Annotated in this window: 16 protein-coding genes; 9 read left to right on the top strand and 7 right to left on the bottom strand. The window is 75.8% G+C overall.

The window, feature by feature from the left end; translation table 11 throughout:
- The first annotated feature begins 84 nt into the window (after nucleotides 1-84).
- A complete protein-coding gene (locus ACFV04_RS16605) occupies nucleotides 85-357 on the top strand; it encodes a DUF4287 domain-containing protein (protein ID WP_380529694.1) in 273 nt (90 codons plus the stop codon).
- Between the two features lie 30 nt (nucleotides 358-387).
- Nucleotides 388-1,284, top strand: coding sequence for a hypothetical protein (locus ACFV04_RS16600; protein ID WP_380348486.1), 897 nt, complete (start codon nucleotides 388-390; stop codon nucleotides 1,282-1,284).
- Between the two features lie 43 nt (nucleotides 1,285-1,327).
- On the opposite strand, the gene ACFV04_RS16595 is transcribed toward ACFV04_RS16600, so the two are convergent.
- A complete protein-coding gene (locus tag ACFV04_RS16595; protein ID WP_380529692.1) occupies nucleotides 1,328-2,221 on the bottom strand; it encodes an NADP-dependent oxidoreductase in 894 nt (297 codons plus the stop codon).
- A 70-nt stretch (nucleotides 2,222-2,291) separates the two neighbouring features.
- Here ACFV04_RS16595 and ACFV04_RS16590 point away from each other — a divergent pair, with 70 nt between their 5' ends.
- On the top strand, nucleotides 2,292-2,885 hold the full coding sequence (locus ACFV04_RS16590; RefSeq protein ID WP_380529690.1) for a TetR/AcrR family transcriptional regulator: 594 nt from the start codon (nucleotides 2,292-2,294) through the stop codon (nucleotides 2,883-2,885).
- 103 nt (nucleotides 2,886-2,988) lie between these two features.
- Here the strand turns inward: ACFV04_RS16590 and ACFV04_RS16585 are convergent, their stop codons facing one another.
- On the bottom strand, nucleotides 2,989-3,561 hold the full coding sequence (locus tag ACFV04_RS16585; RefSeq protein ID WP_380348492.1) for a TetR/AcrR family transcriptional regulator: 573 nt from the start codon (nucleotides 3,559-3,561) through the stop codon (nucleotides 2,989-2,991).
- 123 nt (nucleotides 3,562-3,684) lie between these two features.
- Here ACFV04_RS16585 and ACFV04_RS16580 point away from each other — a divergent pair, with 123 nt between their 5' ends.
- Nucleotides 3,685-4,125 (top strand): nuclear transport factor 2 family protein, encoded by a 441-nt coding sequence (locus tag ACFV04_RS16580; protein ID WP_380348494.1) that lies wholly within the window; start codon nucleotides 3,685-3,687, stop codon nucleotides 4,123-4,125.
- 305 nt (nucleotides 4,126-4,430) lie between these two features.
- Nucleotides 4,431-5,063 carry a hypothetical protein gene (locus tag ACFV04_RS16575; protein ID WP_380348496.1) on the top strand — a complete coding sequence of 211 codons (633 nt, stop codon included), beginning with the start codon at nucleotides 4,431-4,433 and terminating at the stop codon, nucleotides 5,061-5,063.
- An 82-nt stretch (nucleotides 5,064-5,145) separates the two neighbouring features.
- Here the strand turns inward: ACFV04_RS16575 and ACFV04_RS16570 are convergent, their stop codons facing one another.
- Nucleotides 5,146-5,781, bottom strand: a complete 636-nt coding sequence (locus ACFV04_RS16570) for a flavin reductase family protein (protein WP_380348498.1) — start codon at nucleotides 5,779-5,781, stop codon at nucleotides 5,146-5,148.
- 172 nt (nucleotides 5,782-5,953) lie between these two features.
- Nucleotides 5,954-6,589, bottom strand: coding sequence for a carbonic anhydrase (locus ACFV04_RS16565; RefSeq protein ID WP_380348500.1), 636 nt, complete (start codon nucleotides 6,587-6,589; stop codon nucleotides 5,954-5,956).
- 326 nt (nucleotides 6,590-6,915) lie between these two features.
- On the opposite strand from ACFV04_RS16565, the gene ACFV04_RS16560 reads away from it, so the two are divergent.
- Nucleotides 6,916-8,430, top strand: coding sequence for a bifunctional phosphatase PAP2/diacylglycerol kinase family protein (locus ACFV04_RS16560; RefSeq protein WP_380529687.1), 1,515 nt, complete (start codon nucleotides 6,916-6,918; stop codon nucleotides 8,428-8,430).
- 63 nt (nucleotides 8,431-8,493) lie between these two features.
- A complete protein-coding gene (locus ACFV04_RS16555; RefSeq protein WP_380529685.1) occupies nucleotides 8,494-9,810 on the top strand; it encodes a cryptochrome/photolyase family protein in 1,317 nt (438 codons plus the stop codon).
- 31 nt (nucleotides 9,811-9,841) lie between these two features.
- Here ACFV04_RS16555 and ACFV04_RS16550 read toward each other — a convergent pair whose 3' ends face one another.
- Nucleotides 9,842-10,966 (bottom strand): PP2C family protein-serine/threonine phosphatase, encoded by a 1,125-nt coding sequence (locus tag ACFV04_RS16550; RefSeq protein ID WP_380529683.1) that lies wholly within the window; start codon nucleotides 10,964-10,966, stop codon nucleotides 9,842-9,844.
- Between the two features lie 239 nt (nucleotides 10,967-11,205).
- On the opposite strand from ACFV04_RS16550, the gene ACFV04_RS16545 reads away from it, so the two are divergent.
- Nucleotides 11,206-11,592, top strand: coding sequence for a helix-turn-helix transcriptional regulator (locus tag ACFV04_RS16545; protein WP_380348532.1), 387 nt, complete (start codon nucleotides 11,206-11,208; stop codon nucleotides 11,590-11,592).
- A 9-nt stretch (nucleotides 11,593-11,601) separates the two neighbouring features.
- Nucleotides 11,602-12,018 carry a VOC family protein gene (locus ACFV04_RS16540; RefSeq protein WP_380348504.1) on the top strand — a complete coding sequence of 139 codons (417 nt, stop codon included), beginning with the start codon at nucleotides 11,602-11,604 and terminating at the stop codon, nucleotides 12,016-12,018.
- Between the two features lie 89 nt (nucleotides 12,019-12,107).
- Here the strand turns inward: ACFV04_RS16540 and ACFV04_RS16535 are convergent, their stop codons facing one another.
- Nucleotides 12,108-12,278 carry a hypothetical protein gene (locus ACFV04_RS16535; RefSeq protein WP_380529681.1) on the bottom strand — a complete coding sequence of 57 codons (171 nt, stop codon included), beginning with the start codon at nucleotides 12,276-12,278 and terminating at the stop codon, nucleotides 12,108-12,110.
- Complete coding sequence (locus tag ACFV04_RS16530) at nucleotides 12,275-13,048, bottom strand: MerR family transcriptional regulator (protein ID WP_380348508.1); 774 nt, start codon at nucleotides 13,046-13,048, stop codon at nucleotides 12,275-12,277. Before ACFV04_RS16530 ends, ACFV04_RS16535 begins: the two co-directional genes overlap by 4 nt.
- Nucleotides 13,049-13,067 lie beyond the last annotated feature (19 nt).

The following is a 13,067-nucleotide window of genomic DNA, read 5'->3' as shown; positions in this document are numbered from 1 at the left end:
GGGCGATGAGTCGGCGGTGCGGTCGCGGTCCACCCCCGTGACCGCACCGCCGATCGCTTTGCCCGACCGAGAGGAACCACGCTCATGACCGCCACCCCCGTGAAGAAGACCGCCGCCGCCCCCGCGGAGAAGACCGCCGCCGCGAAGGGAAACCCGGCGTCCTACTTCCCGTCCATCGAGAAGAAGCACGGCCGCCCGATCGAGGAGTGGAAGGACCTCATCCGCACCTCCCCCCTCACCAAGCACATGGAACTCGTCGCCTGGCTCAAGGCCGACCACGGCCTCGGCCACGGCCACGCCAACGCCCTCGTCGCCCACACCCTCGCCGAGCACACCCTCGCCGAGCACAGTGCCTGACCGTCACAGCCCCTCCGTAGAGTGCCCGGCATGCGCGCTCACGACGAGGTCCTGGAAGCCCTGCGGCACGACGGCTCCTGGCAGTTCACCCCGGCCGCCGACGGCACCCCGGACCGGGCGGTCTTCCGCCTCGACCCCGCCACCCGGCCCGGACGCCGGGACCTGGTGCGGCGCCTCCCGGCGCACGCCCCGGGCCCCGGCGGCGGCGCGGCCCCCGCGGACCCGTCCGACCCCGAGCAGTGGGAGGGCGTCCTGGTCGCCGCCCTGCTCGCCCACCCCGCCGCCGACCGGCTGCGCGTCCTGGACCTGCGCCTGACGGACTACCACCGCTGCGCCGAACCCGTCGCCGCGGCCCTCGCCGCCCGGCCGCGCCCGCGGCTGGAACACCTCTCCTTCGGCTACGGCTACCGGCACCTCTACGAGGACGCCGAAGGAACCGCGGGCACCCGGATCGACCCCCTCGACTTCCACGGCGAAGGACTCGTCCAGAGCGACGTCTGGCCCGCCCTGCCCGCCCTGCGCACCCTCGAACTCGAAGGCGCCTTCCTCTTCCACGCCGTCGACCACGACGGCCTCACCCACCTGAAGGTCCGCGGCCCCGCCTGCTCCGACGGCGCCGTCTTCGCCCTCGGGCACACCCCCGCCGTCGAGTCCCTGACCGTCGAGGTCGGCTGCGACGTCTTCGGCGTCACGCTGTCACCCGACCAGCTCGGCGAACTCACCGCCGACCGGTACCCCGCCCTGCGCCGACTCGACCTCGCCCGCACCGAGTTCGACGCCGACCCCCACGAGGTGCTCGCCGCCCTCGCGGACTGCGACGTCCTCCCGCAGCTCGACACCCTCACCCTCGACGCCCGCACGGCCGGTGCCCGCACCCCCGACCTCGCCCCCCGCTTCGCCCACCTCGACCTGCGCACGGCGGTCTGAGCGCCGCCCGGGCCCGGGGCGCAGGGCCCCGGGGCCCCGGGGCTCAGGGGATGATGACCCGCCGTCCGCGGCTGTGGCCGGCCCGGCTGTCGGCGTGCGCCGCCGCCGCCCCCGCGAGCGGGTACGACTTCTCGACCGGGATGTGCAGCCGCCCCCGGGAGATGAGGCCGACGGCCTCGGCGAGCGCCCGCGGCACGCTCCCGGCCACGCCGGAGAACCGGACCCCGTGCTCCGGGGCGCCGAGGTCGGCGATGGAGACCACCCGCGCCGGGTCCCCGGTCAGCTCCACGAGCTCGCGGACCACGCCCGCACCGGCCAGGTCCAGGGCCGCGTCGACCCGGCCGAGGCGGCGCACCCGCTCGACCCAGCCCTCGCCGTACGTGGTGGCGAGGGCACCCAGACCGCGCAGGTAGTCCTGGTTCGCGGCCCCGGCCGTGCCGATCACCGCGATGCCGCGCTCGCGGGCGATCTGCAGCACCGCCGACCCGACGCCCCCGGAGGCGCCGCTGACCAGCAGCGTCTGCCCGGGCCGCACGCCGACCTCGCGGATGACGCGCAGCGCCGTCTCCACCACCGAGGGGTACCCGGCCGCCTCCTCGAAACTCAGCCCCTCGGGCATCCGGGCCCAGGCCGACAGCACGGCGAACTCGGCGTAGGTGTCCCTGCCCTCGCCGAACACGCGGTCGCCGACCTCGACGCCCTCGACGCCCTTGCCGACCTCGTCCACCACCCCGGCGGCGTCCTGCCCCACCCCGGCGGGCAACTCCACCGGATGGGCCCCCAGTACCTGTCCCTCACGGATCCTCCAGTCGACGGGGTTCACGCCTGCCGCCCGGACGGCGATGCGGATCCGGCCGGGGCCCGCGTGGGGCTCCTCGGCATCCACGAGCCGCAGGACGTCCGGACCGCCGAACTCGGCGAAGCTCACTTTCCTCATGCGGCCGACCGTAGCCCTAACGGTTAGTGTTTTGCAACGGTTAGGTATTCGTAGCTGGTAGGGTCCGGACATGATCGAGTCGGAGCAGGGGCGGGAGCAGCCGGGCCGCCGCGAACGCAAGAAGGCCGCGACCCGTCAGAAGATCGCCGACACCGCCCTGCGGCTCTTCCTGGAGCACGGGTACGACGCCGTCGGCATCCGCGACGTGGCCGCCGAGGCCGATGTCGCCGTCACCACGGTCTTCTCCCACTTCGCCGGCAAGGAGGCCCTGGTCTTCGAACGCGACCAGGACTTCGAACAGCGCCTCACCCGGGCGGTCACCGACCGGGCGCCGCACGAGCCGCTCGTCCCCGCGCTGCGCCGCGAGGTCGAGGCCCTGGTGCGGCACTGCACGGCGGAGGGCACCGCCCCGGTCCGGCGCATGATCGAGGGATCGCCCGCCCTGCGGGAGTACGAGGAGTCGATGGGCCTGCGCCACGCGGAGGCGCTGGCGGCGGCCATGACCGCCGATCCCCGCCTCCCGGCGACCGTGACGGCCTGCCGGGCGACCGCGCGGTTCGTGATCGACGCCTACGCGCTGGCCTGCGGGGCGGCCGATCCGCAGGCCGCGGTGGACGAGGTCTTCCGGATGATCGAGGCGGCCTGGGAGGCCGCCGCCCGCTGACCCGCCCGCTGACCCCCCCGGCAGGCACCGTCCCGCCGGGGGCGGGGGAGCGGCGGCGCGATCGGGGCCGGTGGTGCGGGTCGGGCCGGTGGTCCGGGCCCGGTCAGTGGGGGCGCAGGCCGGTGAGGACGACCTCGAAGACGCGTTCGCGGGCGGCGGGGTCGGCGGCGAGCTGTTCGGTCGCGGCGCCGGTGCCGACGAGCAGGGCGACCAGTTCGGGCAGGCCGAGGTCGGGGCGGACGGCTCCGGCCTGCTGGGCCGCGGCGAGGAGGCCGGCCAGCTGGGCGCGCATCAGGCCGGAGGACTCCCGCAGGGAGGCGTGGACGTCGACGCCGGCTTCGGCCAGGGCGCGGGTGAACTCCTGCTTGCCGGCGGACTGTTCGACGACCAGGCGGAAGCAGGCGTGGAAGGCCTCGGCGGGCGGGTGTTCGGCGGCGAGCCGGGCGGTGCGGTCGGTGATGGTCTCCAGCCGGCGCACCACGACGGCTTCCAGGAGTGCTTCCTTGGTGGGGAAGTGACGGAAGAGGGTGCCGACGCCGACGCCGGCGGCGCGGGCGATCTCCTCGGTCGGCACGTCGACGCCCCGGGTGGTGAAGACCTCGGTGGCGGCGTCGAGCAGCCTGGCCCGGTTGCGGGCGGCGTCCGCGCGCAGCGGCCGTGGGGTGGCCCCGCTCATGCCCGTCTCCCTTCCGTCCGCGGTGTCGCGGACTCACCCGTGGACAACCGGAGTGGTTGGTCCGTATCGTATTAAGCGGAGTCGCTGGTCCGATTCCAGTGACGTGTCCCGTGGGGGTTGATCATGTCCGAAACGCCGTCGCCGCGCGAGGTCTTCTCCGAGCTGCTGGAGGGCATCACCGGAGGGAAGTTCACCGAACTGGCCCGGCTCTACGCCGAGGACGCGGTGGTGGAGACCGTCTTCCAGCCGGTCGGTCCGCGCCTCTTCGAGGGGCGCGCCGTCATCGCCGAACGGTTCGGGCAGCTCGGCGCGCACATGCCGCTGGAGCTGCAGGCACAGAACGTGGTGGTCCGGGAGACCGACGACCCCGAGGTGATCGTCGCGCAGTTCGACTACCGGGCCCACCACCGGGACACCGGGCGGGACTTCGAGGTCGCCAACGTCCTGGTGCTACGGGTCCGCGACGGCCTGATCGTCCACAGCCGGGACTACCACGACCACCTGGCCCTCGCCGTCGCCGGCGGCAACCTGCCCCAGCTCGTGGCGGCCCTGGAAGGCGAGTAGCGCCCGGAACGACCCGGGGGCCGGGGCCGCCGACGGCACGATCGGAAAGACGGCGGCCCCGGCCCCGGGTACGGGTTCCGTACGGGCGGGGCATCGACCGCGGTGCCCGTACGGCTGCGGTCGGGTGCCATTCGACAACTTCAACAGGACTTGAAGTCAAGCCCGGACCGCCCCGGCCCCGCAGCGGCCCCCGCCGGCCCCCGCCGTGCCCGCCCCCGGCCGCCCGCGGTTCTCCGCAGCGGGGTAGCCTCGCTCACGGCGGAGGCCTGCGTACGGGCACGGACGAGGCGGACAGGGGCGGACGGATGGCGGAGCAGCAGCGCGGGTACTGGCGGGTGTCGGACGGTGTGGCGGTCGGCGCCACCCAGGCGCACATCGTGTGGACCAGAGCGGCCTACCCGGCCCTGGTCGAGGTCGCGGGCCGCTACCACGCGGTGATCAGCTACGCGGACCTGGCCGAGGCGCTCCAGGAGGCCTCCGGGGTGCGCACCCGGGTCAACCACCGGCACTGGATCGGCAAGGTGCTGTCCCTGGTGGTCCTGGAGGCGCACCGGCGCGGGGACCCGCCGCTGACGGCCCTGGTGGTGAACGCGACGGACGGCAAGGTCGGCCCCGCCTACCAGGAGGTGCTGGCGGTGGCCGGGCAGCCGCCGCTGGTCGAGGAGATGGACCGCGAACAGCACGCGGCCGCCGCCCGTCTGGCCTGCTACCGGCACTTCGGCGCCGACCTGCCCGCCGACGGCGGCACGCCCGCCCTCGCCCCGCGCCTGCTGGCCTCGGTGGCGCGCAAGAAGGCCGCCCCCCGCACCGCGGCGGCCACCACCACCGCCGGTACGCCGGCGGCCGTGCCGCGCCCGCCGGCGATCTGTCCGACCTGCTTCCTGGAACTGCCGGCGACCCGGGTGTGCGACTCCTGCGGGGAGACCATCGCGCCGTGAGCGGCCGGTGAGCGCCCCGGTGAACGGCCGGCGGGCGCCCCGGTGAGCTGCGGCCCGGCGGGCGGCCGTCAGACGGCAGAGGTCAGACGGCGGAGGTCAGGCGCCCCGGCATCCGCCAGCCCTCGGCGAGCCGGGAGGGGGACAGGCGCCCGCCGCCGCCGAAGAACTCGCAGAACTTCATGATCAGCGGGTCCCAGCCGACCGGGTCGACGTAGTGGTCGGTGCCCGGCACGATCAGGCCCTCCTCGACGTGCGCCCGCACCACCGTCACCTCGAAGGCCGTGCACCGCTCGTTGCCCGCCATCGGCGTCGCCGCCTCCAGCCGGCACTCCAGCTGCACCGGGCACTCCGCGGCGCGCGGCGCCCGGACCAGCTCGCCCGCCAGCTCGGTCATCCCCGCCGCCGCGAACTTGCGCCGCTCGTGGCGGTAGCCCTGCTCCCGCCTCGACTCCGTGATGTGCGGGTTCGCCGTCAGCAGCGCGAGGGCGTTCACGGCGTCGACCTGCGCCGAGGACGGCAGGTTGAGCACGCACTCGCCCTCGCGCCGCAGGTTGACGGCGGTCTGGGAGGTGTTGCCCAGACCCAGCACGCAGGACTGCCCCAGCCACCACGCCGAGGACATCGGCATGAGGTTGGCGCTGCCGTCCTCGTTGCGCGAGCCGATCAGCACCACCGGGGTGCCGAAGTAGAGGACCTTGAGATCGGTGACCTTGTGCACGGGAATGGCCGTCCTGGGTAGGGGAACCGCTGTCGGTCACCGACTCTGCCCCCGCCCGTACGGGGGCGCTGGCGGTGATCGGACATCCAGTTCCCGCAGGTCCCGCAGGTCCCGCAGGTCCCGCAGGTCCCGGGGCCCGGGGACGGCAGCCCCGGGCCGCCGGACCCGGCGGTCAGCCCACCGGCCCCCGGGCGGCGACCTGACGGGCCTGACCGTCACGCAGCCGGTAGGACAGGCCCACCACGGCCGCCTCGCCCGCGGCGACCCTGGAGGCGAGCACCTGCGAACGCTCCACCAGCAGGTCCACGGTCTGGCGGATGTGCTCGTCCACGATCGCGTCCCGGTCCTCGATGCCCGCCGCCTTGGCGGACAGCACGCTCGGGGTCACCCGCTCCACCACGTCCCGCACGAAACCGCCCGGCAGCTGCCCCTGCTCCAGGGAGTCCAGCGCCGCCGCCACCGCACCGCAGGAGTCGTGCCCCAGCACGACCACCAGCGGGCACTCCAGCACGCTCACCCCGTACTCGATGCTGCCCAGCGCCTCCGCGCCGGTCACGTGCCCGGCGGTGCGCACCACGAACAGGTCGCCCAGGCCCTGGTCGAAGATGATCTCGGCGGCCAGCCGGGAGTCCGAACAGCCGAACAGCACCGCGAAGGGCCGTTGCGCCGGGGCGAGCGCGGCCCGGCGCCCGGCGTCCTGGTTGGGGTGCTCGGGACTGCCCGCGACGAACCGGGCGTTGCCCTCCATCAGCATCCGCAGCGCCTGGCGGGGGTCGGAGATCGGGTCGGATATCGGTGTGGGGATCATGCCAGCACCCTAGATCGCCGCAGGTGGGCGCCGCAGCCGGAGGTGACCGGTCTCTCACCGCCCACCCGCCGCGACCCGCCGTCACACCCGCCCCGCTGCGCCGCCGCCCGCGCCGAGGGGGGTTTGAAGACGGGCATCGGGGTCAACGGATGGAGCAATCGGGGACAAAGAGGCCCGGCACCGGCAGGGCAGGGGAGGGACACATGGGGACGAGGCGGCTCACAGCGGTACGGACCGCGGCGGCGTGGCTCGACGGTGCACGGCCCGGCGGGCTGCGGTTCACGGCACGGGGGTTCACGGCGCCCCGGTCGGTGACGGTCCGGTCGGTGACGGCCCGGCTGGACGCCCTCGACCGCGCCCTGTTCGACCGGATCGCCGCCGCCCCGCTGCACGGCACCGCCACCTGGCTGCGCACCCTGAGCCGGGCCGCCGACCACGGCCTGCTGTGGACGGGCACCGCCGCCGTCCTCGGCGCCGTCGGCGGCCGCACCGGACGGCGCGCCGCCCTGCGCGGCCTCGGCTCGCTCGCCCTCGCCTCCGCCACCGCCAACACCGTCGCCAAGCACGCCACCCGGCGCCCCCGCCCCCTGCTGGACCCCGTCCCGCAGGTGCGCCGGCTGCTGCGACAGCCCGTCACCACCTCCTTCCCCTCCGGCCACTCCGCCTCCGCGGCCGCCTTCGCCACCGGCGTGGCGATCGAGTCCCCGCTGCTGGGCGCGGCCGTCGCGCCGCTCGCCGCCGCCGTGGCCCTGTCCCGCGTCTACACCGGCGCGCACTACCCCGGCGACGTCCTCGCCGGCACCGCCCTGGGCGCCGCGGCCGCCGCGGCCACCCTGCACTGGTGGCCGCGCTCCTGCGACGCCCCGCCGCCGGCCGCCCCGGCCCGCCGCCCCGCCCCCGCCCTGCCGCAGGGCCGCGGCCTGTCCGTGGTCGTCAACGCGGGCTCCGGCAACGGCAGCCCCGTCGCCCCCGGCCCCGAGGACACCGCCGAGACCCTGCGCACCCTGCTGCCCGAGGCGGACGTCCGGGTGTGCGGGCCCGAGGACGACCTGGCCAAGATGCTGACCGAGGCCGCCGACCGGGCCGCGCGGGCCGGCGGCGCACTCGGCGTCTGCGGCGGCGACGGCAGCGTCAACCTGGCCGCCGCCCTCGCCGTCGAACGCACCCTGCCGCTGGCGGTCTTCCCCGGCGGCACCCTCAACCACTTCGCCCTCGACCTCGGCGCCGCCACCCACCAGGACACCGCCGAGGCCGTCCAGGACGGCAGCGCCGTCGGCGTCGACCTCGCCCTGGCCACCGACGACAGCGCGCGCCGGGTCTTCGTCAACACCTTCAGCCTCGGCCTCTACCCCGAACTCGTCCACCGGCGCGAGAAACTGGAGAAGCGCATCGGCAAGTGGCCGGCCCTGGCGGTCGCCGCCGCCACCCTCCTGCCCACCGCCGAACCGGTCACCGTCCACGCCGACGGCCGCACCCACCGGCTGTGGCTGCTGTTCGCCGGCAACGGCGCCTACGAACCGGCCGGAGTCACCCCCACCCACCGCGCCGCCCTCGCCGACGGGCAGCTCGACGTCCGGGTCGTCGACGGCTCCGCGCCCCTGGCCCGCACCCGCCTGGTCGCCGCCCTGCTGACCGGCACCCTGCACCGCTCCCGCGTCTACCGCACCACCCGCCTGCGCGCCCTGCACCTGGACTCCCTCGGCGACGCCACCCGGATGGCCGTCGACGGCGAGTCCGTCCCCGCCCGCGGCGCCCTGCACCTGTCCAAGGCGCACGCCGCGCTCGTCGTATACCGGCCCCGCGCCGCCCAATCCGTTCCCCCGGCGGCTCCGAACCACTGACGACCTGACCCCCGCCGGGAACCGACCGCCGAACCCCGCCGCCGCACCGTACGAGGCCCCGAGATGAGCACCGCCGTCGTCCTGTTCACCCAGGACCTGCGCCTGCACGACAACCCCGCCCTGCACGCCGCCCGCACCGGCGCCGACCAGGTCCTGCCCCTGTTCGTCCTCGACCCCGCCGTCGACAAGGCCGACTTCGCCCCGCCCAACCGGCGGGCCTTCCTCGCCGACGCCCTCGCCGACCTCGACCGCTCCCTGCGCGCGGCCGGCTCCCGCCTCGTCCTGCGCCACGGCGACACGGCCGAACAGACCGCCCGCGCCGCCGCCGAATGCGACGCCACCACCGTCCACACCGCCGCCGGCGTCTCCGCCTTCGCCACCCGCCGCGAAACCGCCCTGCGCCGCGCCCTCGGCGACCGGCTCCACCTCCACGACGGACTCACCGTCGTCCCCGCCGGCGCCGTCACCCCCGCCGGCCGCGACCACTACGCCGTCTTCACCCCCTACCTGCGCGCCTGGCAACAAGCCCACCGCCGCCCCCTCCTGCCCGCCCCGCGCACCCTCGCCACCCCCGACCACCCGCACGGCGACCCGCTGCCCACCGCCCCCGCCGGCACCTCCCCGGCCCTGCCGCCCGGCGGCGAACGCGCCGCCCGCCGCCGGCTGCGCGCCTGGGACGCCGACGACTACGACCGCCTGCACGACGACCTCGCCGCCGACGCCACCTCCCGCCTCTCGCCCTACCTGCACTTCGGCTGCCTGTCCGCCGCCGAACTCGCCCACCGTGCCGCCACCCGCGGCGGCCCCGGCGCCGACGCCCTGGTCCGCCAACTCGCCTGGCGCGACTTCCACCACCAGGTCCTCGCCGCCCGCCCCGCCGCCGCCCACACCGACTACCGCCCCCGCGGCACCCGCTGGCACCACGACGACCAGGAACTGCAGGCCTGGCGCGAAGGCCGCACCGGCTACCCCGTCGTCGACGCCGGCATGCGCCAACTCGCCCACGAAGGCTGGATGCACAACCGCGCCCGCCTGATCACCGCCTCCTTCCTCACCAAGACCCTGCGCCACGACTGGCGCCCCGGCGCCGCCCACTTCCTCCACCTCCTCGTCGACGGCGACCTCGCCAACAACCAGCTCAACTGGCAGTGGATCGCCGGCACCGGCAACGACACCCGCCCCAACCGCGTCCTCAACCCCCTGCGCCAGGCCGAGCGCTACGACCCCGACGGCACCTACGTGCGCCGCTGGCTCCCCGAACTCGCCCACCTGCCCGGCCGCACCGTCCACCAGCCCTGGACCCACGACGGACCCCTCGACTACCCCGACCCCCTCATCCCCCCGGACGCCCTGACCACCCGCATCCACGCCACCGGCTGACCGGGCGCGCGACACCGGGGCCGCGCACGGCCTACGGCGCCCCCGGGCCGCGCACGGCCAGCACCGTCACGTCGTCACGGCTGCGCCCGCCGCTCCACCGCCGGGCCCGCTCGTCCAAGGCCTCCGGCAGCGCCTCGGCCGGCGTCCCGGCGAGCTCGGCCAGACCCCGCTCCACCGGGTAGAACACCCCGGAGCCGTCCTGCGCCTCCGTGATGCCGTCCGTCAGCAGCACCAGCACCCCGTCCGCCGGCAGCGCGAACCGCCGCACCGCACGCGGCCCCGCCCCGCCCGTCGACTCCGCCAGCGACGCCAGGCCCAGCGGGATCCCCGCCGGCAACGCCACGGACTCCACCCGGCCGTCGCCGCGCAGCAGGTACGGGGCAAGGTGGCCGCAGTTGACGGCCTGCACCCGGGCCCCGACCTCGCGCCCGCCCGGCCCGTGCAGGCCCAGGACCGTCGCCGTCACGAACCGCTCCTGCTCGCCGCTCTGCACCGCGTACGCGTTGTGCCGCTCGACCGCCGCCTCCAGCGCGTCCGCGACACCGGTCAGCTCCGCCTCCCGGAACGCCGCCTCCCGGAACGCGCTCAGCACCGCGAAGCCCGTACCGATCGCCGGCAGCCCCTTGCCCTGCACGTCACCCACCAGCACCCGGGTGCCGAACGGGGTCTCGGCGACGTCGTACAGGTCGCCACCCACCATGGCGTCCTCCTCCACCGGCCGGTACAGCCCGTCCAGCCGCACGTCCGCCGTGGTCACCGGCAGCGGACGCAGCAACTGGCGCTGCAACGCCACCGCGCTCTGCCGCATCCGCGACAGCTCCCGCTCGCGCCGCACCCGCCGCGCGCACAGCCCGATCACCGCCGCCTCGGCCCCGATCACCGCCACCAGGGTGCCCACCCGGGCCTCCAGCGACGGCGGCGGGAACAGCGCCGTGCTCACCACCACCACGACCGCCACCCACACCGACACGGCCACCGTCTGCGCGACCGTGCCCAGACCGGCCAGCAGCGCGGGCAGGAACACCAGCAGCAGCACCAGCCGGGCATTGGTCCCACTCGCCGCCTGCGCCAGCAGCAGCGCCGCCGTGGCGGCCAGCACCCCCAGCACCACCGACCGGTTGCGGGGCGCACGCGGGACGGTTCCGTTGCTCTCCACCCCGCCGCCGCCCTCTCCGCCCGTCCGCTCCGCCGTCCGCCTCGCGCACCGATCCGCGCCCGACCGTCCCCCCAGGGTCGTCGGCCCGGCGGCACCGGCGCCAACGGGCCGCGCCGGACGGGGGAACACGCCGGCTGTCACCGGCAGTCGGTACGGTGGCTGGCGTGTCCACCCGTGAACCCCGCGCGACCCGCGTCCCCCTGGCCGACCTCGTCCGGCTGCGACAGGCCCGCGACCGGATGGACCGCGACTACGCCCAGCCCCTCGACGTCCCCGCCCTCGCCCGCACCGCCCTGATGTCCTCCGGTCACTTCTCCCGCAGCTTCCGCACCGCCTACGGCGAAACCCCGTACAGCTACCTCATGACCCGCCGGATCGAACGCGCCAAGGCCCTGCTGCGGCGCGGCGACCTCAGCGTCACCGACGTCTGCATGGCGGTCGGCTGTACCTCGCTGGGCTCCTTCAGCACCCGCTTCACCGAACTCGTCGGCGAGAGCCCCAGCGCCTACCGCGCCCGCGACCACGGCGACGGCGCCGCCATCCCCGCCTGCATCGCCAAGATCCGCACCCGCCCGGTCCGCACCACGGAAGCCAAGGGCGGGACGCCCCCGGGACGCCTCCCGTAGCGTGACGGCATGAGCATCGAACTCGCCCAGTGCTTCATCGCCGTGGACGACCACGACAAGGCCCTCACCTTCTACCGCGACATCCTCGGCTTCGAGGTCCGCAACGACGTCGGCTTCGAAGGCATGCGCTGGGTCACCGTCGGTTCGCCCGACCAGCCCGGCGTCGAAATCGTCCTGGAACCCCCGCTGGCCGACCCGCACGCCTCCGAGGACGACCGCCACGCCGCCGCCGAACTCCTCGCCAAGGGCCTCCTGCGCGGCGTCATCTTCCGCACCGACGACTGCGACGCCGTCTTCGAACGCATCCGCGCCGCCGGCGCCGAAGTCCTCCAGGAACCCATGGACCAGCCCTACGGCGTCCGCGACTGCGCCTTCCGCGACCCCTCCGGCAACATGCTCCGCTTCAACCAGCCCCGCACGAAGTAGCCCACCCCGCCCGCCCGGTGGGCGGGAGCCGGGTCCGGCGGGCTCCGGTCCGGTCCACCCCCGTGGGGCCGGGCCGGAGTCCGCCGGGGTCAGGTGGCGAGCAGGCGCAGGCAGGCGCGCAGGAGCAGGGCCGTGGTGACGGCGGCCGGGACCGACCAGGGCAGGAGACCGGCGGCCGCGGCCAGGACGGCCGGGGTGAGGACGGGCAGGGTGCCGGCCAGGGCGGTCACCAGGGCCGGGTGCGGGGGCCGGGCGCTCACGAGGCCCGCCGGGCGCGGTCGAGGAAGGCGCGCAGCGGGGCCCAGGCGTCGGCGGGGGCGTCGGGCTCGCCGGACATCGCGGCGGGGTCCTCGCGCCAGGCGGTGCGGACGGCGGCCGACAGGGTGGCGTCCCCGCCGCTGAAGAGGCGGGCGAGTTCGTCGAGGCGGTCGGCGATGCGGCGCACCCGGGGGTCGGTGGGTTCGACCCCGGCGGCGCGCAGGGCCTCGGCACCGCGGTAGAGCTGGGGCCATTCGACGTCCAGCAGGTAGTGGGCGGCGGGGCCGAGGGCGGCGGCGTGGTCGGCGAGGGCGTGGACCTGGTCGTCGTCGAGGTGGCGGTGCAGGGCCTCCCGGGCGGCGGGGCCGGTGGGCCCGGTGGCGCCGACGGCCCGGACGAGGCGCAGCAGGTCGGCGGTGTCGGGGGTGCGTTCGGCGCAGAGTTCGGTGTGCACGTGGGCGAGGCGGTCGCGCAGCGCCCGCAGGTCGGTGAGGGCGGCCTCGGTCGCGGCGAGGTGCTCGCGGACCAGCCGGACGGGGTCGATGCCGGCGTCGAGGCAGGTGGCGATGGTCTCCAGGCCCAGACCGAGGCGGCGCAGGGCGAGGACCTGGTAGAGGCGGACGACGTCCTGCTCGGTGTAGGCGCGGTGGCCGGAGGCGCTGCGCCGGGAGGGGCTGAGCAGGCCGATCCGGTCCCAGTGGTGCAGGGTGCGTACGGTCAGGCCGCTCGCTTCGGCGAGGGGACCGACCTTCCAGGTCTGTTCGGTGGGCATGGCACGAGGATTCCTCCTG

The organism is Kitasatospora sp. NPDC059599, from assembly GCF_042735125.1.
Classification (GTDB): domain Bacteria; phylum Actinomycetota; class Actinomycetes; order Streptomycetales; family Streptomycetaceae; genus Kitasatospora.
Note: the sequence above shows the minus strand (reverse complement) of the source record. Positions and strands in the feature narration are given on the sequence as shown.

What these genes read in the sequence shown, in the direction of transcription:
- ACFV04_RS16605 (WP_380529694.1), top strand. Translation starts at nt 85, where the DNA reads ATGACCGCCACCCCCGTGAAGAAGACCGCCGCCGCCCCCGCGGAGAAG.
- ACFV04_RS16600 (WP_380348486.1), top strand. Translation starts at nt 388, where the DNA reads ATGCGCGCTCACGACGAGGTCCTGGAAGCCCTGCGGCACGACGGCTCC.
- ACFV04_RS16595 (WP_380529692.1), bottom strand. Translation starts at nt 2,221, where the DNA reads ATGAGGAAAGTGAGCTTCGCCGAGTTCGGCGGTCCGGACGTCCTGCGG.
- ACFV04_RS16590 (WP_380529690.1), top strand. Translation starts at nt 2,292, where the DNA reads ATGATCGAGTCGGAGCAGGGGCGGGAGCAGCCGGGCCGCCGCGAACGC.
- ACFV04_RS16585 (WP_380348492.1), bottom strand. Translation starts at nt 3,561, where the DNA reads ATGAGCGGGGCCACCCCACGGCCGCTGCGCGCGGACGCCGCCCGCAAC.
- ACFV04_RS16580 (WP_380348494.1), top strand. Translation starts at nt 3,685, where the DNA reads ATGTCCGAAACGCCGTCGCCGCGCGAGGTCTTCTCCGAGCTGCTGGAG.
- ACFV04_RS16575 (WP_380348496.1), top strand. Translation starts at nt 4,431, where the DNA reads ATGGCGGAGCAGCAGCGCGGGTACTGGCGGGTGTCGGACGGTGTGGCG.
- ACFV04_RS16565 (WP_380348500.1), bottom strand. Translation starts at nt 6,589, where the DNA reads ATGATCCCCACACCGATATCCGACCCGATCTCCGACCCCCGCCAGGCG.
- ACFV04_RS16555 (WP_380529685.1), top strand. Translation starts at nt 8,494, where the DNA reads ATGAGCACCGCCGTCGTCCTGTTCACCCAGGACCTGCGCCTGCACGAC.
- ACFV04_RS16545 (WP_380348532.1), top strand. Translation starts at nt 11,206, where the DNA reads ATGGACCGCGACTACGCCCAGCCCCTCGACGTCCCCGCCCTCGCCCGC.
- ACFV04_RS16540 (WP_380348504.1), top strand. Translation starts at nt 11,602, where the DNA reads ATGAGCATCGAACTCGCCCAGTGCTTCATCGCCGTGGACGACCACGAC.
- ACFV04_RS16530 (WP_380348508.1), bottom strand. Translation starts at nt 13,048, where the DNA reads ATGCCCACCGAACAGACCTGGAAGGTCGGTCCCCTCGCCGAAGCGAGC.